Genomic DNA, 24,650 nt, shown 5'->3' with positions numbered 1-24,650 from the left:
CCGGTGTCCCCCTCAGGGCTGCTAGTCGCGGGCCGCGGTCAGATGCTCGGCGTGTTCCTGGAGGGAACGCACGCCCACATCACCGTGGTTGAGGGCGTCGATGCCCTGGACGGCGGCGGCGAGCGCCTGGACCGTCGTCAGGCAGGGCACGGACCGCGCCACGGCCGCCGTACGGATGTCGTAGCCGTCGAGGCGGCCGCCGGTGCCGTACGGGGTGTTGACGATGAGGTCGACCTCGCCGTCGTGGATGAGCTGGACGATGGTCTTCTCGCCGTTCGGGCCGGTGCCCTCGGACTGCTTGCGCACGACGATGGCGTTTATGCCGTTGCGCTTGAGCACCTCGGCCGTGCCGGACGTGGCGAGCAGTTCGAAGCCGTGGGCGACCAGTTCGCGCGCCGGGAAGATCATCGAGCGCTTGTCGCGGTTGGCGACCGAGATGAAGGCGCGGCCCTTGGTGGGCAGCGGGCCGTACGCGCCCGCCTGCGACTTGGCGTACGCCGTGCCGAAGACGGAGTCGATGCCCATGACCTCGCCGGTGGAGCGCATCTCCGGGCCGAGGACGGTGTCGACGCCACGCCCCTGGATGTCGCGGAAGCGCGACCACGGCATGACGGCCTCCTTGACGGAGATCGGCGCGTCGAGCGGGAGCTCGCCGCCGTCGCCGGTCGCCGGCAGGAGACCCTCGGCGCGCAGCTCGGCGATGGTCGCGCCCAGCGAGATCCGGGCGGCGGCCTTGGCCAGCGGCACCGCGGTCGCCTTCGAGGTGAAGGGGACCGTACGGGACGCGCGCGGGTTGGCCTCCAGGACGTACAGGATGTCGCCGGCCATCGCGAACTGGATGTTGATCAGGCCGCGCACGCCGACGCCCTTGGCGATGGCCTCCGTGGAGGCCCGCAGGCGCTTGATGTCGAAGCCGCCGAGCGTGATCGGGGGCAGGGCGCACGCCGAGTCGCCGGAGTGGATGCCGGCCTCCTCGATGTGCTCCATGACGCCGCCGAGGTAGAGCTCGGTGCCGTCGTAGAGCGCGTCGACGTCGATCTCGATCGCGTCGTCGAGGAACCGGTCGACGAGGACCGGCCGCGAGGGGCTGATCTCGGTCGACTCGGCGATGTAGGACTCCAGCCGGGTCTCGTCGTAGACGATCTCCATGCCGCGCCCGCCGAGGACGTACGACGGCCGCACCAGGACCGGGTAGCCGATCTCGTCGGCGATGGCCTTGGCGTCGGCGAAGGTGGTCGCGGTGCCGTGCTTGGGGGCCGGCAGGCCCGCCTCGGCCAGGACGCGCCCGAAGGCGCCCCGGTCCTCGGCCGCGTGGATGGCCTCCGGGGAGGTGCCGACGATCGGCACACCGTTGTCCTTCAGCGCCTGCGACAGACCCAGCGGGGTCTGCCCGCCGAGCTGCACGATGACGCCCGCCACCGGACCGGCCTGCTGCTCCGCGTGGACGATCTCCAGCACGTCTTCCAGCGTCAGCGGCTCGAAGTACAGGCGGTCGGAGGTGTCGTAGTCCGTGGAGACGGTCTCGGGGTTGCAGTTGACCATCACCGTCTCGTACCCGGCGTCGCTCAGCGCGAAGGAGGCGTGGACGCAGGAGTAGTCGAACTCGATGCCCTGGCCGATGCGGTTGGGACCGGAGCCCAGGATGATGACGGCCGGCTTCTCGCGGGGAGCGACCTCCGTCTCCTCGTCGTAGGAGGAGTAGAAGTACGGCGTCCGCGCGGCGAACTCGGCGGCGCAGGTGTCGACCGTCTTGTAGACCGGGCGGATGCCCAGCGCGTGCCGCACCTCGCGCACGACGTCCTCGCGCAGCCCGCGGATCTCGCCGATCTGGTGGTCGGAGAAGCCGTGCCGCTTGGCCTCGGCGAGCAGCTCGCGGGTGAGCTCCGGGGCCTCGGCGATCTCGTCGGCGATCTCCTTGATGAGGAAGAGCTGGTCGACGAACCAGGGGTCGATCTTCGTGTACTCGAAGACCTCCTCCTGCGTGGCGCCCGCGCGGATGGCCTGCATGACGGCGTTGATCCGGCCGTCGGTCGGGCGGACCGCCTCCTCAAGGAGAAGAGCCTTGTCGCCGGGCTCGCCGACGAAGGTGAACTGGCTGCCCTTCTTCTCCAGCGAGCGCAGCGCCTTCTGGAAGGCCTCGGTGAAGTTGCGGCCGATGGCCATGGCCTCGCCGACGGACTTCATGGTGGTCGTCAGCGTGGAGTCGGCCTGCGGGAACTTCTCGAAGGCGAAGCGCGGCGCCTTCACGACCACGTAGTCGAGCGTCGGCTCGAAGGAGGCCGGGGTCTCCTGCGTGATGTCGTTCGGGATCTCGTCGAGGGTGTAGCCGACGGCGAGCTTGGCGGCGATCTTGGCGATCGGGAAGCCGGTCGCCTTGGAGGCGAGGGCCGACGAACGCGACACGCGCGGGTTCATCTCGATGACGATCACGCGACCGTCCTCGGGGTTCACCGCGAACTGGATGTTGCAGCCACCGGTGTCGACGCCGACCTCGCGGATGACCGCGATGCCGATGTCACGCAGGATCTGGTACTCGCGGTCGGTCAGCGTCATCGCGGGCGCGACGGTGATCGAGTCGCCGGTGTGCACGCCCATCGGGTCGAAGTTCTCGATGGAGCAGACGACCACGACGTTGTCGTGCTTGTCGCGCATCAGCTCCAGCTCGTACTCCTTCCAGCCGAGGATGGACTCCTCCAGGAGCACCTCGGTGGTGGGAGACAGGGTCAGGCCCTGGCCGGCGATGCGGCGCAGCTCCTCCTCGTCGTGCGCGAAACCGGAGCCGGCGCCGCCCATGGTGAAGGACGGGCGGACGACGACCGGGTAGCCGCCGAGGGTCTCGACGCCCTGGAGGACGTCGTCCATGGAGTGGCAGATGACCGAGCGGGCGGACTCGCCGTGCCCGATCTTGGCGCGGACGGCCTCGACGACGTCCTTGAAGAGGTCGCGGTCCTCGCCCTTGTTGATGGCTTCGACGTTGGCGCCGATCAGCTCGACGCCGTACTTCTCCAGCGTGCCCGCCTCGTGCAGCGAGATCGCGGTGTTGAGGGCCGTCTGGCCGCCCAGGGTGGGCAGCAGCGTGTCCGGCCGCTCCTTGGCGATGATCTTCTCGACGAACTCCGGGGTGATCGGCTCGACGTAGGTGGCGTCGGCGATCTCCGGGTCGGTCATGATCGTCGCGGGGTTGGAGTTCACGAGGATGACGCGCAGGCCCTCGGACTTCAGGACGCGGCAGGCCTGCGTGCCGGAGTAGTCGAACTCGGCGGCCTGGCCGATGACGATCGGGCCGGAGCCGATGACCAGGACGGACTGGATATCGGTGCGCTTAGGCACGCTGGCCCTCCATCAGGGATACGAAGCGGTCGAACAGGTAGGCGGCGTCGTGCGGGCCCGCTGCCGCTTCGGGGTGGTACTGGACGCTGAAGGCCGGCCTGTCGAGGAGGTGGAGCCCCTCCACCACGTTGTCGTTGAGGCAGACGTGGGAGACCTCGGCGCGGCCGTAGGGGGTCTCGGAGACCTTGTCGGTCGGCGCGTCCACGGCGAAGCCGTGGTTGTGCGCGGTGACCTCGACCTTGCCGGTCGTGCGGTCCTGGACCGGCTGATTGATGCCGCGGTGGCCGTACTTCAGCTTGTAGGTGCCGAAGCCGAGGGCGCGGCCGAGGATCTGGTTGCCGAAGCAGATGCCGAAGAGCGGGGTGCCGCGCTCCAGGACCGCCTGCATGACGGAGACCGGGTGGTCGGCGGTGGCCGGGTCGCCGGGGCCGTTGGAGAAGAACACGCCGTCGGGGTTCACGGCGTACACGTCGTCGGCGGTGGCCGTCGCGGGCAGCACGTGCACCTCGATGCCGCGCTCGGCCATGCGGTGCGGGGTCATGCCCTTGATGCCGAGGTCGACGGCGGCGACGGTGAACTTCTTCTCACCGATCGCGGGGACGACGTACGCCTCCTTGGTGGCGACCTCGGCGGAGAGGTCGGCGCCCTTCATCTCGGGGGCCTGGCGGACCTCGGTGAGCATGACGCCCTCGTCGGGCAGCGCGTTGCCGGAGAAGATGCCGACGCGCATGGCGCCGCGCTCGCGCAGGTGGCGGGTGAGGGCGCGGGTGTCGATGCCGGAGATCCCGACGACGCCCTGGTGGCGCAGCTCGTCGTCCAGCGAGCGCTTGGCGCGCCAGTTGGACGGCACGCGCGCGGGGTCGCGCACGACGTAGCCGGCCACCCAGATCTGCTTGGACTCGGGGTCCTCGTCGTTGACGCCGGTGTTGCCGACGTGCGGCGCGGTCATCACGACGACCTGGCGGTGGTACGACGGGTCGGTGAGGGTCTCCTGGTAGCCGGTCATGCCGGTGGAGAACACGGCCTCGCCGAAGGTCACCCCCACGGCCCCGTAGGCGCGGCCGCGGAAGATCCGGCCGTCCTCCAGGACGAGTACCGCGGGAACCTTGGCGGCTCCCCTTGTGGAGGTCGTCATCGTTCGGCGCCTTCCGTGCTGTTGGTGTTGATCATGGAGTTAATGACGTCGACCCACTCGTTGTGCTCCGCCGCGTGGTCCGAGCGGAATCCGGAGTCGATCAGCCGCTCGCCGTGCGCCCAGGTCACCACGAGCAGTCCGCCCTCGGTCAGGACCTTGCCGGCGATGCCCTTGTCGAGCCGGGCCTCGCGCAACTGCGCGGCCGGGACGAAGAAGTCGCTCGCACCGGGGCGTACGACGTCCAGTCCCGCGTCCGTCAGGGTGAGCTCGACCCGGCTGCGGGTGCCCAGGCCGTGCGCCACGATGCGGTCCAGCCACTGACCCGCGGTGGTCGAGCCGTGGTAGCGGCCGCTCATGCTCAGTCTCGCCGGGCCGGGGTCGTCCGGCGCGCTGGGCAGCTCGGGCAGGTCGCCCTGGAGCGTGCCGCGCCATTTCCAGCCCTCGCGCATCAGCCAGTAGACGAGCGCGACGAAGAGGGCGAGTCCGACGAGCCAGCCCGCGCGGGCGGCCCAGTCGGTGACCTCGGCCGACTTCTTTTCGGCGGCGAGTGAGGCTGCGAGCAGCGTTGCAGGTGTCACGTGAGCTTCCCGTCGACGAGCGTGGCCTTGCCCCGGAGCCACGTGTGCGTCACACGGCCCGGCAGCTCACGCCCCTCGTACGGGGTGTTGCGGCTGCGCGAGGCGAAGCCCGCGGGGTCCACGGACCCACGGTATTCCGTGTCGACGAGCGTGAGGTTGGCGGGCTCACCAGCCGAGACGGGACGGCCGTGCCCCTTCGCCTGCCCGATCTCGGCGGGCTTGGCGGACATGCGCTCGGCGACCCCCGCCCAGGTGAGGAGCCCGGTGTCCACCATGGTCTCCTGCACCACCGACAGCGCGGTCTCCAGGCCGACCATCCCCATGGCGGCCGCGGCCCACTCGCAGTCCTTGTCCTCGTGCGGGTGCGGGGCGTGGTCGGTGGCGACGATGTCGATCGTGCCGTCGGCGAGCGCCTCGCGCAGCGCCATCACGTCACGCTCGGTGCGCAGCGGCGGGTTCACCTTGTAGACCGGGTTGTAGCTGCGCACCAGCTCGTCGGTGAGGAGCAGGTGGTGCGGGGTGACCTCGGCGGTGACGTCGATGCCGCGGGACTTGGCCCAGCGGACGATCTCGACGGATCCGGCGGTCGACAGGTGGCAGATGTGGACGCGGGAGCCGACATGCTCGGCGAGCAGGACATCCCGGGCGATGATCGATTCTTCGGCCACCGCGGGCCAGCCGCCGAGACCCAGCTCGGCGGAGACGACGCCCTCGTTCATCTGGGCGCCCTCGGTCAGCCGGGGTTCCTGCGCGTGCTGGGCGACGACCCCGCCGAAGGCCTTCACGTACTCCAGCGCGCGGCGCATGATCACGGCGTCGTCGACGCACTTGCCGTCGTCGGAGAAGACGGTGACACCGGCGGCCGACTCGTGCATGGCGCCCAGCTCGGCGAGCTTCTTGCCCTCCAGGCCGACGGTGACGGCGCCGATCGGCTGCACGTCGCAGTAGCCGTGCTCCTTGCCCAGTCGCCAGACCTGCTCGACGACGCCGGCGGTGTCGGCGACCGGGAAGGTGTTGGCCATGGCGAAGACGGCCGTGAAGCCGCCGGAGGCCGCCGCGCGCGTGCCGGTCAGCACGGTCTCGGAGTCCTCACGCCCGGGCTCGCGCAGATGCGTGTGCAGGTCGACCAGGCCCGGCAGCAGGACCTTGCCGGCCGCCTCGACGACCTGGGCACCCTCGTCGCTCAGCGCGGTGCCCACCTCGGCGATGGTCTCGCCGTCGATCAGCACGTCCTGCGGCTCGCCGCCGAGCACCTTCGCACCACGGATCAGGATCTTGCTCATCTGTCTTACTTCTCCTCGGTACGGGTCTGGGTGACGGCGGGCTCGTTGCCCCCGAGCAGCAGGTACAGAACGGCCATCCGGATGGAGACTCCGTTTGCGACCTGCTCGATGGCGGTGCAGCGGTCCGAGTCGGCGACCTCGGCTGTGATCTCCATGCCGCGGACCATCGGGCCGGGGTGCATCACGATGGCGTGCTCGGGCATCCGCGCCATGCGGTCGCCGTCGAGGCCGTAGCGCCGCGAGTACTCGCGCTCGGTCGGGAAGAACGCGGCGTTCATCCGCTCGCGCTGCACGCGCAGCATCATCACCGCGTCGGACTTCGGAAGCGTGCTGTCGAGGTCGTACGACACCTCGCAGGGCCAGGTCTCGACACCGACCGGCACCAGGGTGGGCGGAGCGACCAGGGTGACCTCGGCGCCGAGGGTGTGCAGCAGGTCGACGTTGGAGCGGGCGACCCGGCTGTGCAGGACGTCGCCGACGATCGTGATGCGCCGGCCGTCGAGGTCCCGCCCTATCCCGGCGTCCCTGCCGACGAGCCGGCGGCGCATGGTGAAGGCGTCCAACAGGGCCTGGGTGGGGTGCTGGTGGGTGCCGTCACCGGCGTTGATGACGGCCGCGTCGATCCACCCGGAGTTGGCGAGGCGGTACGGCGCTCCGGAGGCGCCGTGCCGGATGACCACGGCGTCGACACCCATGGCCTCCAGGGTCTGGGCGGTGTCCTTCAGGGACTCGCCCTTGGACACGCTCGACCCCTTGGCGGTGAAGTTGATGACGTCCGCGGACAGTCGCTTCTCGGCGGCCTCGAAGGAGATGCGGGTGCGCGTGGAGTCCTCGAAGAAGAGGTTCACGACGGTGCGGCCGCGCAGGGTCGGCAACTTCTTGATCGGCCGGTCGGCGACCCGGGCCATCTCCTCGGCGGTGTCGAGGATCAGGACGGCGTCGTCGCGGGTGAGGTCGGCGGCCGAGATGAGATGACGCTGCATCTGACAGGCTCCGTAAGGCAGTTCATTCGGGAGAATTCGGGCAGACGGGTGCGCGCGAGGGCGCACTTAGCGGGCGTACGCGAACGGCGTACGCCGTGGGCGCTACTGGGAGGTCTGCTTGGCACCGAGCAGTACGGTGTCGCGACCGTCCTCCTCGGCGAGCTGGACCTTGACCGTCTCCCGCAGCGACGTGGGGATGTTCTTGCCGACGTAGTCGGCGCGGATGGGCAGTTCGCGGTGACCTCGGTCGACGAGGACCGCGAGCTGGACCGCGCGCGGCCGGCCGATGTCGTTCAGGGCGTCGAGCGCGGCGCGGATCGTGCGGCCGGAGAACAGGACGTCGTCGACGAGGATGACGAGGCGGCCGTCGATGCCGTCACCGGGGATCTCGGTGCGGGCGAGCGCACGCGGCGGGTGCATGCGCAGGTCGTCGCGGTACATGGTGATGTCCAGCGAGCCGACCGGCATCTTGCGCTCGGTGATCTCCTCGAGCTTGGCGGCCAGCCGCTGGGCGAGGAAGACGCCTCGGGTGGGAATGCCGAGGAGCACCACGTCGTCGGCGCCCTTGGCGCGCTCGACGATCTCGTGGGCGATGCGGGTCAACACCCGCGCGATGTCAGGGCCTTCGAGAACGGGCCTGGCGTCGGACGCTTGCGTGTCCTGCTGCCTGTCCATACGAAAAGGACCTCCTTCTCCGCCTCACGGGACGGATCTTAAAGGACGTCTGGTTTGCGCCATCCACCGTAGCAGGCCGCCGGGGCACGCCTCATCACCCCCTTGGCCCAATCGGCCACCGATAGCACGGAAGCGTCGGTGTGGACCATTCGGCTTGACGGGCCAGAGTAACGCTGCGTAACCTCACAGTGAGTTACCAACTGCGCGGCATGGAACCCAAGCCACGTCGCGTCGACACAGTGTCCGGGGAGCTATATGTCCAGCGAATACGCCAAACAGCTCGGGGCCAAACTCCGGGCCATCCGCACCCAGCAGGGCCTTTCCCTCCACGGTGTCGAGGAGAAGTCCCAGGGACGCTGGAAGGCCGTCGTGGTCGGTTCGTACGAGCGCGGTGACCGCGCCGTGACCGTGCAGCGCCTCGCCGAGTTGGCGGATTTCTACGGCGTTCCGGTGCAGGAGCTGCTGCCGGGCACCACGCCGGGCGGGGCCGCCGAGCCGCCGCCGAAGCTGGTCCTGGACCTGGAGCGACTGGCTCACGTGCCGGCCGAGAAGGCGGGTCCCCTTCAGCGCTACGCGGCGACCATCCAGTCGCAGCGCGGTGACTACAACGGCAAGGTGCTCTCGATCCGCCAGGACGACCTGCGCACACTCGCCGTCATCTATGACCAGTCCCCCTCGGTCCTCACCGAGCAGCTCATCAGTTGGGGCGTGCTGGACGCGGACGCGCGCCGCGCGGTGTCCCACGCCGACGAGGGCTGAGCCCTTCGCTGCTGAGCAGAAACGTACCGCCGGGGTGGCCGAAACCCATTGGGTTGCGGCCACCCCGGCGGCGTTCTGGCGCCCGAGGGAACCTCGGGGGTACAAGAAGACGCGGGAGGGCCCGCAGCGGATGCTGCGGGCCCTCCCGCGTCTTCGTAAGCCCTTTACTCCCCTTCGCGGCGCAGCGAGGGCTTCAGGTCCTTGAGGCGGCCGAGCAGGCCGTTGACGAACGAGGGCGACTCGTCCGTGGAGAACTCCTTGGCGAGCTGCACCATCTCGTCCAGCACGACGGCGTCCGGGGTCTCGTCGACCCAGATCAGCTCGTACGCGCCGAGGCGCAGGATGTTGCGGTCCACGACCGGCATCCGGTCGAGCGTCCAGCCGACGGCGTACTGCGCGATCAGCTCGTCGATGCGCCTCGCGTGCTGCGCGTAGCCCTCGACGAGCTGCATCGTGTACTCGCTGACCGGCGGCTGCCGGGTGTCGTCCCGGGAGAGCCGGATCCAGTCCGCGAGGACCGTCAGGACGTCGGCTCCGCGCTGGTCACCCTCGAAGAGGATCTGGAAGGCGCGCTTGCGGGCCGTGTTGCGGGCAGCCAATTTAGCTGTTCACCCGGCCGAGGTAGTCGCTCGTGCGGGTGTCGACCTTGATCTTCTCACCAGTGGTGATGAAGAGCGGGACCTGGATCTGGTGGCCGGTCTCCAGGGTGGCGGGCTTGGTGCCGCCGGTGGAGCGGTCGCCCTGGACGCCCGGCTCGGTCTCCTGGATGACCAGCTCGACGGCGGCCGGGAGCTCGACGAAGAGCACCTCGCCCTCGTGCTGGGCGACGGTGGCCATGAAGCCCTCGATGAGGAAGTTCGCGGCGTCGCCGACGGCCTTCCGGTCGACCATGAGCTGGTCGTAGGTCTCCATGTCCATGAAGACGAAGTACTCGCCGTCCATGTAGGAGAACTGCATGTCCCGCTTGTCGACGGTGGCCGTCTCGACCTTCACGCCGGCGTTGAAGGTCTTGTCGACGACCTTCCCGGAGAGCACGTTCTTGAGCTTGGTGCGCACGAAGGCCGGGCCCTTGCCGGGCTTGACGTGCTGGAACTCGACGACTGACCAAAGCTGGCCGCCGTCGAGCTTGAGCACCATGCCGTTCTTGAGGTCGTTCGTGGAAGCCACGGTTGCGGAATCTCCTGGACTGACGTGGACGACCCCGGCGCACGCCACTGTCTACAGGGCGAGCAGCTCCTTGGTCGTGATGGTGAGTAGCTCGGGTCCGCCGTCCGCCTCGGGGCGAACGACGAGCGTGTCATCGATCCGGACGCCGCCCCGGCCCGGGAGGTGGACCCCCGGTTCGACGGTGACCGGCACGCAAGCGTCCAGTTTACCCATGGCCGCGGGAGCCAACTGCGGGTCCTCGTCGATTTCGAGTCCCACACCGTGCCCCGTCAGCGGCGAAAGGGCCTCCGCGTACCCCGCGGAGTCCAGCACCTGACGCGCGGCGCGGTCCACGTCGCGGTAGGCGGCGCCGGGTGCCAGCATCTCCCGTCCGGCCCGCTGGGCTGCGAAGACCAGGTCGTACAGGTCGATCTGCCAGTCGGCGGGGGACGTACCGATGACGAAGGTACGGCCGATCTCGCAGCGGTAGCCGCGGTACGTCGCCCCCAGGCAGACGGAGAGGAAGTCGCCCTCCTCGACACGGCGGTCGGTGGGCCGATGTGCCCGGCGGCCGGAGTTCGGGCCGGTGGCGACGGCGGTGGGGAAGGCGGGGCCGTCGGCGCCGTGGTCGACCAGGCGGCGTTCGAGTTCAAGGGCGAGATGGCGCTCGGTGCGGCCGACGAGGATGGATTCCAGGAGCTCGCCCAGGGCCTGGTCGGCGATCTCGGCGCCGATGCGCAGGCAGGAGATCTCCTCCTCGTCCTTGACGACACGGAGCTGTTCGACCGCACCGCCGAGGTCGGTCAGGCGCAGGCGGGGCACGACGGAGCGGATGGCTCTGTGCCGGGCGACGGTGAGGTGGTGTTCCTCCACGGCGAGGGCGTCGCTGCCCTGTCCGGCCGCGAGGTCGGCCGCCGCGACGGCGGGGTCGCCGCCCGCGGTGGGGAGGATGTGCGTTCGCAGTGCCTCGTCGGGGCGACCCTCCATGGGGCGGTCGCCGGGTGGGCCGAGGCACACGAGCAGATCCTCGGTCCTGCCGATGACAAGTACGGAGTCCTGCGGGGCGGCGCCCGCGAGGTAGCGGACGTTCGCGGGACGGGAGATCAGCGCGGAGGCGCTGCCGCTGGCTTGGCAGCGTTCCCGTAGGCGGGTTCGGCGGGCGGCGTACACCTCTGACATGACACGAGCGTAGGAGGCTCGTCCGGTTTGTGCCGGTTGGGAGAGAGCCGTTCGGACGAGAGAGTGCCGCCTGGGGTTGTGTGCCGTGTGCGGGTGAGCGGGGTGCTCGCGCCCGCGCGGCGGAGCCGCACATCGATACAGTCCCGCGCCCCTGGGGTGGCTCCGCTGGCGCCCGCTACCAGCTCGGCGGGCTCGCGATCGAGCGGGCCAGTACGTCGTCCAGGACCTGGGCCGTCTGCGGGACGTCGAGCTGGGAGTTGTCGATGATCGGCAGGCCCGAGCCGTACCAGCCCGCCATGCGGCCGTGGATCCGGGCGACCTCCTCGTCGGTGAGGCGGCGGTTGCCCGTGCGTTCCGCGTTGCGCTCCAGGACGATCTCCAGACCCGGCAGCAGCACCACGGGCAGCAGCCCCGGGCCGACGTGGCGCTTCCAGCCGCCGAGGCCGACCACCGGGCGGTCGGGGAAGACCGCGTCGTCGAGGATGCAGGAGATGCCGTTGGCCAGGAAGTTCCGCGCGGCGAAGCCGCAGGTGCGGCGGGCCAGGCGGTACTGGGCCTCGGAGTGGTCGTTCCACCCGGACTGGGGGTCGGCGAAGCCCGAGCGGACCCACTCGCGCACGTCGTCGAGGCTGATGTGCGCCGTGGGGACCCGGCGGTGGTCCGCCCAGTACTTGGCGACGCTGGTCTTGCCGGCGCCGGCCGGACCGATGAGCAGCACCGCGATGGTCGTGGTCGACGGGTCGGGTGCCGCGGTGGCGGGCGGCGCGCTCGGCATGCCGACGGGCCCGCCGGGCGGCAGTGGTACATGGCCCGTGGTGTCGGGGGCCTGCGGGGCCGGGACATGGTGAGGCGTGTGCGGGACCGGTCCGGGGGGTGCGAAGCCCGGCGCCGGGGGCGGCGGGGGCACCGGCGCGGAGCCCTGATGCGGGGCGGATCCCTGATGCGGGGCGGGGCCCGGGTGGTGCGCACCCGGGTCGTGTGCGGCCGGCGTCCAGCCGTGCCCCGACTGGTGGGGCGGCGGCAGCGGAGAACCCACTGCATGCTGCATCCGGTGCCACTCCGTCTCGTCTTCCATGGCCATAGGTGCTGGCAGCGGGCACGCAACCCGCTCGCTACCGAACGGTACCGCCCCCGGCCGCCGTTTGGTGAACGGCCGGTGGCGGTCCGAAGTGCCCATCGCCACAGGCGAATCGGACGGAAGGGTGGTTCGGTGTACTTACTGGCCGACTTCGCCGTACGCGGCGAGCAGCACGGCCGGGTCCGGCCCTTCCAGCACAGTGGGCTTGGCCAGGCCGTCCAGGACGATGAAGCGCAGCAGATCACCGCGGGACTTCTTGTCCACCTTCATCGTCTGGACCAGCTTGGGCCACTGGTCGTAGCGGTAGTGCAGCGGCAGGCCCACCGATTCGAGGATCGTGCGGTGCCGGTCCGCCGTCGCGTCGTCCAACCGCCCCGCCACCCGGCCCAGTTCGGCGGCGAAGTGCATACCGACGGCCACCGCCGCGCCGTGCCGCCACTTGTAGCGCTCGTTCTTCTCGATCGCGTGGCCGAGCGTGTGGCCGTAGTTGAGGATCTCCCGCAGACCGGATTCCTTCAGGTCCGACGAGACGACCTCGGCCTTGACCCGGATCGAGCGCTCGATCAGCTCCGCGGTGTGCGGGCCCGCCGGGGTGCGCGCGGCCTCGGGGTCGGCCTCGATCAACTCCAGGATCGCCGGGTCGGCGATGAACCCGGCCTTGATGATCTCCGCGAGACCGGACACGTAGTCGTTGACCGGCAGGGAGTCCAGCGCGGCCAGGTCGCACAGCACACCGGCGGGCGGGTGGAACGCGCCCACCAGGTTCTTGCCCTCGGCGGTGTTGATGCCGGTCTTGCCTCCGACGGCCGCGTCCACCATGGCCAGCACGGTGGTCGGGACCGCGATCCAGCGCACCCCGCGCAGCCAGGTCGCCGCCACGAACCCGGCCAGGTCGGTGGTCGCGCCGCCGCCGACACCGACGATCACGTCGGAGCGGGTGAAGCCGGACTGCCCCAGCGCCTTCCAGCAGTACGCCGCCACCTCGGCGGTCTTGGCCTCCTCGGCGTTCGGCACCTGGATGGCGACCACCTCATAGCCCTGCTCGGCCAGATCGGCCCGCAGCACCTCGCCGGTGTCGGCCAGCGCCTCCGGGTGGATCACGGCGACGCGCTTGGCCCGCGCGCCGATCAACCCGCCCAGCTCGCCCAGGAGCTGACGGCCCACCAGGACCTCGTACGGTTCACTGCCCGCGGTACCGCCGACCTGGATCCGCGTCACTGCCTCAGTCATGCGTCCTTCAACTCCAGTGCGTCCAGGGCGGCTTGAGTCACCTCTTCGGGCGTACGGCCGTCGGTGGCGACGACCGCCGTGGCCACTCCCTCGTACAGATGGCGGCGGGCCTCCATCAGCTCCCGCCACTGCTTGCGCGGATTGACCGCGAGCAGCGGGCGGGCGGCGTTCAGGCCGGTGCGCTTGACCGCCTCCTCGACGTCCATCGAGAGATAGACGACCCGCTGCCCGAGCAGCAGCGCGCGCGTGTCCTCGTCCAGGATCGAGCCGCCGCCCAGCGCCAGCACGCCGTCGTGCTCGGTCAGCGCCCGCTGCACGGCCTGCTTCTCGATCGCCCGGAAGACCGGCTCGCCCTCGTCGACGAAGATCTCCGCGATGGTGCGGTCCTGCTCGGCCACGATGTCGTCGTCGGTGTCGCGGTAGCCGACGCCGAGCCGCTCGGCGAGCAACTGCCCGACCGTGGACTTGCCCACGCCCATCGGCCCGACCAGCACCACCACAGGCGCTGCGCTCATCGGATGGCCAGGTTGTCGAGGTACGACTGGACGTTGCGGCGGGTCTCGGTCACCGAGTCGCCGCCGAACTTCTCCGCGACCGCGTCCGCGAGGACGAGCGCCACCATGGCCTCGGCGACGATGCCGGCGGCCGGGACCGCGGAGACGTCGGAGCGCTGGTGGTGGGCCTGGGTGGCCTCGCCGGTCGTGACGTCGACCGTCTGGAGGGCCCGGGGCACGGTGGCGATCGGCTTCATCGCGGCGCGCACCCGCAGCAGCTCACCGGTGGTGAGGCCGCCCTCGGTGCCGCCGGAGCGGCCGGAGACACGGCGGATGCCCTCGGGGGTGTTCACGATCTCGTCGTGCGCCTTGGAGCCGGGCACGCGCGCGAGCTCGAAGCCGTCGCCGAGTTCGACGCCCTTGATGGCCTGGATGCCCATGAGGGCACCGGCGAGGCGGGCGTCCAGCTTGCGGTCCCAGTGCACGTGCGAGCCGAGGCCCACGGGGACGCCGTAGGCGAGCACCTCGACCACACCGCCGAGGGTGTCGCCGTCCTTGTGGGCCTGGTCGACCTCCGCGACCATCGCCTTCGAGGCGTCCGCGTCGAGGCAGCGCAGCGGGTCGGCGTCCAGCTTCTCGACGTCGGCCGGCGTCGGGTACACACCCTGCGGGGCCTTCACGGAGCACAGCTCGACGACATGGCTGACGATCTCGATGCCGGCCGTCTCCTTGATGTACGACCGGGCGACGGCGCCGAGGGCGACACGGGCCGCGGTCTCACGCGCCGACGCGCGCTCCAGGATCGGCCGGGCCTCGTCGAAGCCGTACTTCTGCATGCCCGCGAGGTCGGCGTGGCCGGGGCGCGGGCGGGTCAGCGGGGCGTTGCGGGCGAGGCCTGCGAGGATCTCCGGGTCGACCGGGTCGGCCGCCATCACCTGGTCCCACTTGGGCCACTCGGTGTTGCCCACCATGATCGCCACCGGGGAGCCGAGGGTGAGGCCGTGCCGGACGCCGCCGATGAAGGTGACCTCGTCGCGCTCGAACTTCATCCGCGCACCGCGTCCATAACCGAGCCGGCGCCGGGCCAGGTGGTCCGCCACCATCTCCGTGGTGATCGGCACGCCGGCGGGAAGGCCCTCCAGCGTCGCCACGAGTGCGGGACCGTGGGACTCCCCCGCGGTCAGCCAGCGCAACCTGCTCAACGGTGCTCCTCAGTGCTCGCGCCCTGGTACTGCCCTGCGTACGCGTGTCCTCGCGTACGTCGACGGCGCGACCAGGTGCGCGGCCCCGGCCCGCCACCTTCGATCCTCCCACGTCCGGCACCGGTCCCCGGCCGCCGGTCCATCAGGCGGACGGAAAACGGACGGCGCCGGGCGCCGTCCGGGATCAGGCGGGGCCGTTGCCCTGCGGCTGCTGCGGGGCGTACGCACCGAGGAAGTCGGCGCCGCTCGGCTGGGCGGCCGCCTGCTGCGGGGCCTGCTGCTGAGGGGCGTAGGGGCCGAGGAAGTCGGCGCCGCTCGGCTGGGCGGCCGCCTGCTGCGGGGCGTACGGGCCCAGGTGGTCCGCACCGCTGCCCTGCCCGTGCTGCGCCGCCACCTGGACGGTCTGTCCCTGGCGCCGTGCGCGCCGCTGGTCGATCTTGCGCTTCAGCTTGAAGACCCACGACCCGACGACGAGCAGGATGACCAGGACGAGCACAGGGATCTGCACCCAGTCCGGCATGAACTGCAGGATGACCTCGAATATCTCGCTCTTGCCGGACGCCAGCGGCACACCAGTGGACACTGCTTGTACTCCCCCTCGATCCAGTCCGCCCCCTGCGGAACTCAGCGGATCTTAGCGGTTCGCGAGAGCCCGCTCGCCCGCTTTTCGCATGGCCTCCAGGGGCGCCGGTACCCGGCCGGTCATCTGCTCCACCTGCAGCACCGCCTGGTGCACGAGCAGGTCGAGGCCGCTGACGACGGCTCCGCCGAACATGGACCAGCGGGCCGCGAGGGCGGTGGGCCAGGGGTCGTAGAGCACGTCGAACAGGGTGGCGGGGCGCTCCGGTACGGCGGCGGCGAGGGCGTCCGTGGTGCCGGCGGGGGTGGTCGCGATCACCAGCGGCGCGTGCAGCGCCCGGTCGGCTTCCGCCCAGTCGGCCGTGCGGACCTCGACGTCGAGCCGCTCGCCCCACTGCCGCATCTCGGCGGCGCGCGCCTCACTGCGTACGTACGCCACGACCTCGCCGGTGCAGATGCGCGCGAGTGCGGCCAGCGCGGAGGACGCCGTCGCGCCGGCGCCGAGGATCGCGGCCGAGTCGACCTGCTCGATGCCGCGTTCGCGCAGCGCGGCGACGATGCCGGGGATGTCGGTGTTGTCGCCGACGCGGCGGCCGTCCTGGGTGAGGACCACGGTGTTGACGGCCTCCACCGACGCCGCCGTGTCGCTGATCTCGTCGAGCAGCGGGATGACCGCCCGCTTGAGCGGCATGGTCAGGGACAACCCCGCCCACTCAGGGCCGAGTTCCGAGACGAACCCGGGCAGCGCCGCCTCGTCGATCTCGAACCGGTCGTACGACCAGTGCGTGAGCCCTAGTTCCTCGTAGGCGGCGCGGTGCAGCACCGGGGAGAGGGAGTGGGCGATGGGCTTGCCGAGTACGGCGGCCCGGCGGGCGTCAGTTGCCCGAGCTCTCATTGAACTTGTCCTTGAGCCTCTGGAATTCGGCGTGCGTCTTGGCGAATTCGGTCTTGCTCACGCCGTCGACCGCGACGAAGTAGTACCAGCCCTGATCGGTCGGATTCAGCGTTCCCTTGAGCGCACCGTCACCCGGGTTGCCGATCGGTCCGGGCGGCAGACCCTTCTGCGTGTACGTGTTGTACGGGTCCTGGTTGCTGTTGATCTCGTCTTCGCTGATATTGATGTTGCTCTCGCCCTTCAGGTAATTGAAGGTCGAGTCGAACTGCAGCAGACCGTAGGTCTCGGGGTTCGCGCGATCGAGGCGGTTGTAGACCACCTCCGCCATCTTGCGGTAGTCGTCGTCGGTCTTGCCCTCGGCCTGGACGAGGCTGGCGACCGTGATGACCTGCAACGGACTGTCCAGCTTGAGCTCCTTGGCCTTGGCCTCGAGGTCGAGCGCCTCGTACTTGTTCGCGGCCTGGGTCACCATCGCCTTGAGGACCGCCTGCGGCTTCATGCCCTTGGCGGCGGGATAGGTGCCCGGGTAGAGGAAGCCCTCCAGCGGATCCTTGATCTCGCTGTTGTCGTTCGCCCAGCTCGGCAGGCCGAGGCTCTTGTAATTCTTCTCGGCGGTCTTCTTGGTGGTGCCGGCCGACAAATCCAATTGTTCGTCGATCGCCTTGTACACGGCCACATTCCGCTCGCCCGGGCGTACCAGAACATTGTTCTGGCTCTTCGGGTCGAGCATCATTTCGACGGCGCTCTCGGCGGACATCTCCTTGTGCAGCAGATAGGCGCCGGCCTGGATCGTCTTGCCGTCGGGATTCTGCGACTGGGCGGCCACGAACGCGTCGACGCTCTTGACGACGCCGGCCTGCTTGAGCGCCTGGCCGATCTCGTTTCCGAGCGCGCCCTTCGGGATCTCCACGGTGACGGTCTCGCCCGTGCCGTCCCCGGCGTAGTCCGGCGCCGCGCCGAAACGATCCTGGTAAAACTGGTACCCGAAATATCCGACTCCGGCTACACCGCCGGCGAAGACGAGGGAGACCACCAGACAGGCGCACCCGCTGCGCCGTTTCTTGGGCTTGCCGCCCCGGGACCGGCGGTCACCGCGGCCGTCCCCCGAGTCGTCGTCGGAGTCGTCGTCATCGTCGCCGCCGGCGAAGAAGGCGTGTTCGCCCTGGTCGGGACCTGGATCCCAGTCGGTCTGCGGCGGCTCGGGCTCGGCCTGCCGGCGGCTCGGCGGCTCCGGCGGCGGATAGGCGTCGGGAGTGCCGTAGTAGTCGGCGTGCTCACCGCCATACGCCGCGCCCTGCTGCCCGTAGGGGTCCGAGGGGTCGGGGTACTGGGCATGCTGATGGGTGCCGGTCGCCCAGTGGTTGTTGTCGTACGGCTGCTGCGGCTGCTGACCGGGGTACTGCTGCTGGTCGTACTGGTGCGGGTACTGCTGTGCCTGACCCTGCTGCTGGTACTGCTGCTGCGCGTGACCGTAGGGGTCCTGCTGACCGTTGCCCCAGTCGCCGTACTGCTGCTGCGGCTGCTGCGGATAGTGCTGCTGGCCGCCGTAGGCAGGCTGTTGGCCCGTGTGGGCCTGCTGCCCTTCCCATCCGCCGTCCCCGTACAACGGGTCCTCGGGATGCCACGGTTCGGAGCCTTGGCCCCGGCCATACTCAGTCATCGATCCCCTAGAGCCGCGAGGCGGCGGTCACGCGGCTGCTGAAGATCCGGCTCCCGTCCCGCCTCTCTTGGTGCGCCAGCTAATCGAACATCGGCGCATCGCGCGGAACGTTACCGTATCGCGATCAGATAACCACTTCGACGCTCTCGCCGGGAGCTTTACCTGACACCCGTTCGGATTCGAGCGCCTGCTGCAAGATGATCACAGCGGCTGCCTGGTCGATCACGGCGCGGCCCTTCTTCGACTTCACGCCCGAGGCGCGCAGTCCCTGACTGGCCGTCACGGTCGTCATCCGCTCGTCCACGAGCCTGACCGGTACGGGCGCGATCATGCGGGCCAGTTCCTGGGCGAAACCTCTGACCTTGACCGCGGCCGGGCCCTCGCCTCCCTTGAGGGAGCGGGGCAGGCCCACGACGACCTCAAGGGGCTCGTACTCCTCGACGAGCTGCTTCAGGCGACGGTGAGCTGCGGGGACGTCCCGGCCCGGGACCGTCTCCACCGGGGTGGCGAGGATCCCGTCGGGGTCGCACGAGGCGACGCCGATACGGGCGTCGCCCACGTCGATGGCCAGGCGACGGCCGCGGCGCATGCCCCGGCCGTCGCCACTCGCGTGTGTGTCTTCGCTCACTTCGCCGTTTCCGTCACGAGCCGCTCGACGGCGTCGACGGCCTCGCCGATGGCGGCCGGGTTCTGGCCGCCGCCCTGGGCGACGTCCGGCTTGCCGCCACCGCCGCCGCCGAGGGTCTTGGCGGCGGTGCGGACCAGGTCACCGGCCTTGAGGCCGCGGTCACGGGCGGCGTCGTTGGTGGCGATGACCGTCAGCGGCTTGCCGTTGTTCACGGTGAACAGGGCGACCACGGCGGCCCGTCCGCCCTGGATGCGGCCGCGCACGTCGAGGACCAGCTTGCGCAGGTCGTCCGGCGTGGTGCCGTCCGGGACCTGACCGGTGACGACGGCGATACCGCGCACGTCCTTGGCGGACTCGGCAAGACCGGCGGCGGCCTGGAGCACCTTCTCGGCGCGGAACTTCTCGATCTCCTTCTCGGCGTCCTTCAGCTTGCCGAGCATGGCGGAGACCTTCTCCGGGAGCTCCTCCGGGCGGCCCTTGATCAGCTCCTGGAGCTGGGCGACGACCGTGTGCTCGCGGGCGAGGAAGTTGTAGGCGTCAACGCCGACCAGGGCCTCGATCCGGCGCACACCCGAGCCGATGGACGACTCGCCCAGCAGCTTGACCAGGCCGAGCTGGGCGGTGTTGTGCACGTGCGTGCCGCCGCACAGCTCCTTGGAGAAGTCGCCGATGGTCACGACGCGGACCCGCTCACCGTACTTCTCGCCGAACTCGGCGATGGCGCCCTGCTTCTTGGCCTCGTCGATGCCCATGACCTCGGCGTGCACGTCGAGGTCGCGGGCGAGTACCTCGTTGATCTTCTGCTCGACGTCGGTCATCACGGCCGTCGGAACGGCGGACGGCGAACCGAAGTCGAAGCGGAAGCGGCCGGGCTGGTTCTCGGAACCGGCCTGGGCGGCCGTCGGGCCGAGGGCGTCGCGCAGCGCCTGGTGGGTGAGGTGGGTGGCCGAGTGGGCACGGGCGATGGCCGTACGGCGACGGAAGTCGATCGAGGCGTGGGCCTTGGCACCGACGGTGACCTCGCCGACCTGGACGACGCCCTTGTGGACGTAGACGCCGGGGACCGGCTTCTGGCAGTCGCGGATCTCGATGACGGCACCGGTGTCGACCTTGATGCGGCCGGTGTCGCCGATCTGACCGCCGCCCTCGGCGTAGAACGGGGTGCGGTCGAGGACGATCTCGACCTCGTCGCCCTCGGTGGCGGCCGGGGACGAGGCGCCGTCGACGAGGATGCCGACGATCGTGGACTCGCCCTCGGTGTCGCTGTAGCCGATGAAGTCGGTCTCGCCGACCTTGTCGGCGATCTCCCGGTAGGCGCCGGCGCCGGCGTGGCCGGTCTTCTTGGCCTGGGCGTCGGCCTTGGCGCGCTCCCGCTGCTCCTTCATCAGGCGGCGGAAGCCGTCCTCGTCCACGGAGAGGCCCTGCTCGGCGGCCATCTCCAGGGTGAGGTCGATCGGGAAGCCCCAGGTGTCGTGGAGCAGGAAGGCCTTGTCGCCGGCGAGCACGGTGGAGCCCGCGGCCTTGGTGTCGGTGACGGCCGTGTCGAGGATGTTGGTGCCGGCCTTCAGCGTCTTGAGGAAGGCGTTCTCCTCGGCGACGGCGACCTTCTCGATGCGCTCGCGGTCGGTGATGAGCTCCGGGTACTGCTGGCCCATCATGCCGATCACGACGTCGATGAGGTCCTTGACGACCGGGCCGGTGGCGCCGAGCAGGCGCATGTTGCGGATGGCGCGGCGCATGATGCGGCGCAGGACGTAGCCGCGGCCCTCGTTGCCGGGGGTGACGCCGTCACCGATGAGCATCACGGACGTGCGCATGTGGTCGGTGACCACGCGCAGGGAGACGTCCGAGCCGTGGGCGTCGCCGTAGGCGACACCGGTCAGCTCGGTGGCCTTCTTGATGACGGCCATGGAGGTGTCGATCTCGTACATGTTCTGCACGCCCTGCAGAATCATCGCGAGTCGCTCGAGGCCCAGGCCCGTGTCGATGTTCTTGCTGGGGAGCTCGCCGAGGATCTCGAAGTTGTCCTTGCCGACGCCCTCGCCGCGCTCGTACTGCATGAAGACGAGGTTCCAGATCTCCACGTACCGCTCGTCGTTGACGGCGGGGCCGCCCTCGACGCCGAACTCGGGGCCGCGGTCGTAGTTGATCTCGGAACAGGGGCCGCAGGGTCCGGGGACGCCCATGGACCAGTAGTTGTCCTTCATGCCGAGGCGCTGGATGCGCTCCTTCGGCACACCGACCACCTCGTGCCAGATGCGCTCGGCCTCGTCGTCGTCCTTGTAGACGGTGATCCAGAGCTTCTCCGGCTCCAGGCCGTAACCACCCTTGTCCTGGGGGCTGGTGAGCAGCTCCCAGGCGTACTTGATGGCGCCTTCCTTGAAGTAGTCGCCGAAGGAGAAGTTGCCGCACATCTGGAAGAACGTGCCGTGCCGGGTGGTCTTGCCGACCTCTTCGATGTCCGGCGTGCGCACGCACTTCTGCACGCTGGTGGCGCGGTCGAACGGCGGCTTGACCTCACCCAGGAAGTAGGGCTTGAAGGGCACCATGCCGGCCGGGACGAGGAGCAGAGTCGGGTCGTCCGCGATGAGCGACGCCGAAGGGACGACGGTGTGCCCGCGCTCCTCGAAGAAGCTCAGCCAGCGGCGGCGAATCTCGGCCGACTCCATCAGTGGTCCTCATTCCGGTTGTACGAGTACGTCTGGTTGTCGACGTACTTCGGGTTGCTGCGGTTGTTCTCGATGGCGGTGTACCGCCGGGGCGCGGGGAGTTCGGGGTTGTCCTGGATCCCGAGCGCGTCCTCCAGCTCGGCCTCCCGCTGGGCCATGTTGTCGCGGACGTCGAGCGCGAATCCCACCGCGCGGTCCTTCAGGCGCTGACCGGTCTCCAGGGCCTTGTTCGCCGCGGTCGCGGCGAGGCTCTCCGGGGTGAGCTGCTTGATCTTGCGGTTGACCTTGGTGGTGGCCCACACACCGGCGGCGACACCCGTGCTGAACCAGAACGTACGGCGGAACATCGCTCGGTCTCAGTCCTTACTTCCGCTTGCGGCGTGCGGTGGGGACCGTCCGGCCCACGATCACGGTACGCCGGGGCGACTTCGCGGGCACGTCCTCCTGCTTGCGGCCGCCGAGGGCCCGGCGCACGCCGTAGCCGAAGGCCGCGACCTTGACCAGGGGGCCGCCGAAGGTGGAGGCGACGGTGGTCGACAGCGCGGAGGCGTTCGACGTGACCTCCTGGACGTCCGAGGCGATCGCGTCGACCCGGTCGATCTGGGTCTGCGCGGAGCGCACCGCCGAGGAGGCGTCTGCCAGGAGCGGGACGGCCTGGTCGGTCACGTCCGCGACGAGTTTGGTGGTCGCCTTGAGCGTCTGGGCCAGCCTCGCCAGCGCGACGGCGAGGAAGGAGACCAGAATCGCCCAGAAGACGGCCACCAGGATCCCGGCAACCTCTCCACCGGACACTGTGTGCACCCGCTCCCTGAAACGTGCCTCTACATCGGTCTACATCGAAAAAGTCGTGCACCGAGCCTATCGCGCCGGGGGCGCCGTTCCGCACCGGATTACCGCCCGCGCGGGGCCGGGTCGCGAGAAGCGATTGTACGGACCGAACACGCTTCAGTACGCTCCGTATTCCATGCGGGATCAACGGCGCCCCCACTCCCCCCACTCCGGCGATCTGCCCCTTGAACTCAGCACGTTCGTGGGCCGCGAGGCCGAGCTGACCGACCTGGCCGAGGCGCTGCGCACCACACGGCTGGTGACGGTGACCGGTGCCGGCGGCGTCGGCAAGTCCCGGCTGGCGGCGCGCGCGGCCTCGCGGTGCGCGCCCGGCGACGGTGTGTGGCACGTGGAGCTGGAGCCGGTGCGCGATCCGGAGTTCGTCGACTACGCGGTCGTGGAGGCCCTGGGCCTGACGGACCACACGACGCGGCTGCCCCGCGAGACGCTGCTGGACCGTCTCGGCGAGCGTGAACTGCTGCTGATCCTGGACGGATTCGAGCACCTGCCGGCCGCCTGCGCGCAGCTCGTGACGGATCTGCTGCGCCGGGTGCCGGGTCTGCGGGTGCTCGCGGTGGGGCGCAGACCGCTGGGCATCGCCGGCGAGCGGCTGCTTGCGCTGGCCCCGCTGGGCGAGGACGAGGCCGTGGAGCTGTTCGTGGAGCGGGCGGCACAGCATGGAGTGGCCGTGCGGGACGACACCGACGTACGGGAGCTGTGCCGTCGCCTCGATGGGATCCCGCTCGCGATCGAGCTGGCCGCGGGGCGGCTGCGGATGCTGTCGCCACGGCAGTTGCTGGAGCGGTTCGACGACCGGTTCCGGCTGCTGACCGGCGGCGGACCGGACGCTCTGCCCCGGCATCGGGCGCTGCGTACGGCGGTCGGCTGGAGCCATGAACTGTGCACGCCCGAGGAGCGGTTGCTGTGGGCGCGGCTGTCGGTGTTCGCGGGCCGGTTCGACCTGGACGCGGTCGAGTACGTGTGCGGCGGCCGGGGCCTGCACCCCGACGACGTGTTCGACGTGCTCTCGGAGCTGCTCGCGCAGTCCGTGGTCGCGCGCGAGGAGACCGCGACCGGTGTGCGCTACCGCATGCTGGACACGATCCGGGCCTACGGCGCCGACTGGCTGGAGGCGGCCGGTGACGCGGCCCGGCTGCGGCGCCGGCACCGCGACTGGTATCTGGGTCTGACGACCTGGTGCGAGCTGGAGTGGTTCTCGCCGCGGCAGGGCGAGGTGGCCGCCCGTATCGAAGCGGAGCTGCCGAATCTGCGCTGCGCTCTGGAGTACTGCCTGAGCGAACCGGACGAGGCGCATCTGGGTCACTACCTCGCGGGCTCCCTGTGGTTCTACTGGGTCGGCTGCGGCCGGCTCTCGGAGGGCCGGCACTGGCTGGAGCAGGCGGTGGCGCTGGACAGCGGTCATGAGCAGTCCCGGCTGAAGGCACTGTGGGTGCTCGGCTATGTCGCGATCCTCCAGGGCGACTCGGTGCCCGCGCTCGGGGTACTGCTGGAGTGCCGGGAGGAGGCGGAGAGCGCCGCCGACCCCACGGCGGTGGCGTACGCCGAGCACCGCACGGGTTGTCTGGCGCTGCTGTCGGACGACATGGAGCGTGCCGAGACGCTGCTGCGCTCGGCGCTGGCCCGCTATCAGGAGATCGGCGAGCTCAACAGCAATGTGCTGATGGGCCAGATCGAGCTGGCGATGACGCGGGCGTTCCGAGGCGATCTGCCGGACGCGGTCCGGCTGTGCGAGGACGTCCGGCAGGTGTGCGAGGACCACGGCGAGCGCTGGGCGCGCTCCTACGCGTTGTACGTCCTGGCGTACGCGGCCTGGGCCGACGGTGATCTGTCCGGCGCCCGGGCGCTGCTGACCGAGTGCCTCGGCAACGCCCACTCCTTCCGTGACCTGCTCGGCTCGGTGCTGGCCGTGGAGCTGCTGGCCCTGGTAACGGGCGCGGAGGGCGACGCGGCGGAGGCGGCGGTTCTCCAGGGCGCGGCGGCGGGAATGTGGCCGTCGGTGGGGCTGCCGCTGTTCGGCTCGGCCTGCTTCAACGCCCCGCACGAGCTGTGCGAGTCGGCGGCGCGCGAGCGGCTCGGCGACGAGCGGTACGAGGAGTGCGTACGGCACGGAACGGCTCTCGGCCGTGAGGAGTCGGTGCGGCGGGCGCTGGGGCGACAGCGCTCGGAGGCGCTGCCGCCGCCCCGGGGATCGGCCCGCCCTGCGAACGCGGCCCCGAACATGCGAAAGCCCGCCGCCTCCCCCACCCGCAAGGGCGGGGAGACGACGGGCTGAGGCGCAGGTGTCCTACGGCCGCTGAA

22 protein-coding genes are annotated in these 24,650 nt (G+C 70.3%); 2 read left to right on the top strand and 20 right to left on the bottom strand.

What is annotated here, in order from left to right; translation table 11 throughout:
• Positions 1 to 21: 21 nt before the first annotated feature.
• The 6 genes from carB to pyrR all read right to left on the bottom strand — a co-directional run bounded on the left by carB (position 22) and on the right by pyrR (position 7,984).
• Positions 22 to 3,330, bottom strand: a complete 3,309-nt coding sequence (carB, locus tag ACZ69Q_RS36520) for a carbamoyl-phosphate synthase large subunit (protein WP_471050644.1) — start codon at positions 3,328 to 3,330, stop codon at positions 22 to 24.
• A complete protein-coding gene (carA, locus tag ACZ69Q_RS36515) occupies positions 3,323 to 4,465 on the bottom strand; it encodes a glutamine-hydrolyzing carbamoyl-phosphate synthase small subunit (protein ID WP_471050641.1) in 1,143 nt (380 codons plus the stop codon). The genes carB and carA overlap by 8 nt, the downstream gene beginning before the upstream one ends.
• Positions 4,462 to 5,043 carry a PH-like domain-containing protein gene (locus ACZ69Q_RS36510; RefSeq protein WP_471050638.1) on the bottom strand — a complete coding sequence of 194 codons (582 nt, stop codon included), beginning with the start codon at positions 5,041 to 5,043 and terminating at the stop codon, positions 4,462 to 4,464. The genes carA and ACZ69Q_RS36510 overlap by 4 nt, the downstream gene beginning before the upstream one ends.
• Positions 5,040 to 6,326 carry a dihydroorotase gene (locus ACZ69Q_RS36505; RefSeq protein ID WP_471050636.1) on the bottom strand — a complete coding sequence of 429 codons (1,287 nt, stop codon included), beginning with the start codon at positions 6,324 to 6,326 and terminating at the stop codon, positions 5,040 to 5,042. Before ACZ69Q_RS36505 ends, ACZ69Q_RS36510 begins: the two co-directional genes overlap by 4 nt.
• A 5-nt stretch (positions 6,327 to 6,331) precedes the next feature.
• On the bottom strand, positions 6,332 to 7,309 hold the full coding sequence (locus tag ACZ69Q_RS36500) for an aspartate carbamoyltransferase catalytic subunit (protein ID WP_471050633.1): 978 nt from the start codon (positions 7,307 to 7,309) through the stop codon (positions 6,332 to 6,334).
• A 102-nt stretch (positions 7,310 to 7,411) separates the two neighbouring features.
• Complete coding sequence (gene pyrR / locus ACZ69Q_RS36495; protein ID WP_125527466.1) at positions 7,412 to 7,984, bottom strand: bifunctional pyr operon transcriptional regulator/uracil phosphoribosyltransferase PyrR; 573 nt, start codon at positions 7,982 to 7,984, stop codon at positions 7,412 to 7,414.
• A 255-nt stretch (positions 7,985 to 8,239) separates the two neighbouring features.
• Here pyrR and bldD point away from each other — a divergent pair, with 255 nt between their 5' ends.
• Complete coding sequence (bldD, locus tag ACZ69Q_RS36490) at positions 8,240 to 8,743, top strand: transcriptional regulator BldD (RefSeq protein ID WP_007491469.1); 504 nt, start codon at positions 8,240 to 8,242, stop codon at positions 8,741 to 8,743.
• Between the two features lie 164 nt (positions 8,744 to 8,907).
• Here the strand turns inward: bldD and nusB are convergent, their stop codons facing one another.
• From nusB to ACZ69Q_RS36420, 14 genes are all read right to left on the bottom strand, one after another.
• On the bottom strand, positions 8,908 to 9,342 hold the full coding sequence (gene nusB / locus ACZ69Q_RS36485; protein WP_471050629.1) for a transcription antitermination factor NusB: 435 nt from the start codon (positions 9,340 to 9,342) through the stop codon (positions 8,908 to 8,910).
• A gap of 1 nt (position 9,343) precedes the next feature.
• A complete protein-coding gene (efp, locus tag ACZ69Q_RS36480) occupies positions 9,344 to 9,910 on the bottom strand; it encodes an elongation factor P (protein WP_030947394.1) in 567 nt (188 codons plus the stop codon).
• 51 nt (positions 9,911 to 9,961) lie between these two features.
• Entirely contained in the window at positions 9,962 to 11,068 is a 1,107-nt protein-coding gene (locus tag ACZ69Q_RS36475; RefSeq protein WP_471050626.1) for an aminopeptidase P family protein, read from the bottom strand.
• Between the two features lie 175 nt (positions 11,069 to 11,243).
• Entirely contained in the window at positions 11,244 to 12,116 is an 873-nt protein-coding gene (locus ACZ69Q_RS36470) for a Pro-rich N-terminal domain-containing protein (protein WP_471050623.1), read from the bottom strand.
• A gap of 168 nt (positions 12,117 to 12,284) precedes the next feature.
• Complete coding sequence (gene aroB / locus ACZ69Q_RS36465) at positions 12,285 to 13,376, bottom strand: 3-dehydroquinate synthase (protein WP_471050620.1); 1,092 nt, start codon at positions 13,374 to 13,376, stop codon at positions 12,285 to 12,287.
• Entirely contained in the window at positions 13,373 to 13,891 is a 519-nt protein-coding gene (locus ACZ69Q_RS36460; protein ID WP_471050618.1) for a shikimate kinase, read from the bottom strand. The genes aroB and ACZ69Q_RS36460 overlap by 4 nt, the downstream gene beginning before the upstream one ends.
• On the bottom strand, positions 13,888 to 15,072 hold the full coding sequence (gene aroC, locus ACZ69Q_RS36455; RefSeq protein WP_471050616.1) for a chorismate synthase: 1,185 nt from the start codon (positions 15,070 to 15,072) through the stop codon (positions 13,888 to 13,890). The genes ACZ69Q_RS36460 and aroC overlap by 4 nt, the downstream gene beginning before the upstream one ends.
• Before the next feature lie 184 nt (positions 15,073 to 15,256).
• Complete coding sequence (locus tag ACZ69Q_RS36450) at positions 15,257 to 15,655, bottom strand: hypothetical protein (protein WP_471050614.1); 399 nt, start codon at positions 15,653 to 15,655, stop codon at positions 15,257 to 15,259.
• 51 nt (positions 15,656 to 15,706) lie between these two features.
• Positions 15,707 to 16,546 carry a shikimate dehydrogenase gene (locus ACZ69Q_RS36445; protein ID WP_471050611.1) on the bottom strand — a complete coding sequence of 280 codons (840 nt, stop codon included), beginning with the start codon at positions 16,544 to 16,546 and terminating at the stop codon, positions 15,707 to 15,709.
• A complete protein-coding gene (mltG, locus tag ACZ69Q_RS36440; RefSeq protein WP_471050609.1) occupies positions 16,527 to 18,206 on the bottom strand; it encodes an endolytic transglycosylase MltG in 1,680 nt (559 codons plus the stop codon). The genes ACZ69Q_RS36445 and mltG overlap by 20 nt, the downstream gene beginning before the upstream one ends.
• A gap of 124 nt (positions 18,207 to 18,330) precedes the next feature.
• On the bottom strand, positions 18,331 to 18,795 hold the full coding sequence (gene ruvX / locus ACZ69Q_RS36435; protein ID WP_030952630.1) for a Holliday junction resolvase RuvX: 465 nt from the start codon (positions 18,793 to 18,795) through the stop codon (positions 18,331 to 18,333).
• A 35-nt stretch (positions 18,796 to 18,830) separates the two neighbouring features.
• Positions 18,831 to 21,503: an alanine--tRNA ligase gene (gene alaS, locus ACZ69Q_RS36430; RefSeq protein WP_471050607.1), complete on the bottom strand. Its 2,673-nt coding sequence runs from the start codon at positions 21,501 to 21,503 to the stop codon at positions 18,831 to 18,833.
• Complete coding sequence (locus ACZ69Q_RS36425; protein WP_471050604.1) at positions 21,503 to 21,850, bottom strand: hypothetical protein; 348 nt, start codon at positions 21,848 to 21,850, stop codon at positions 21,503 to 21,505. The genes alaS and ACZ69Q_RS36425 overlap by 1 nt, the downstream gene beginning before the upstream one ends.
• Positions 21,851 to 21,866: 16 nt before the next feature.
• On the bottom strand, positions 21,867 to 22,304 hold the full coding sequence (locus ACZ69Q_RS36420) for a DUF948 domain-containing protein (protein WP_093745335.1): 438 nt from the start codon (positions 22,302 to 22,304) through the stop codon (positions 21,867 to 21,869).
• Positions 22,305 to 22,467: 163 nt separating this feature from the next.
• On the opposite strand from ACZ69Q_RS36420, the gene ACZ69Q_RS36415 reads away from it, so the two are divergent.
• Positions 22,468 to 24,624, top strand: coding sequence for an ATP-binding protein (locus ACZ69Q_RS36415; RefSeq protein ID WP_471050601.1), 2,157 nt, complete (start codon positions 22,468 to 22,470; stop codon positions 24,622 to 24,624).
• Positions 24,625 to 24,650 lie beyond the last annotated feature (26 nt).

The organism is Streptomyces sp. NPDC036764, assembly GCF_055609385.1.
The sequence above is the reverse complement of the archived record's forward strand: the minus strand, read 5'-3'. Positions and strand labels throughout refer to the sequence as shown.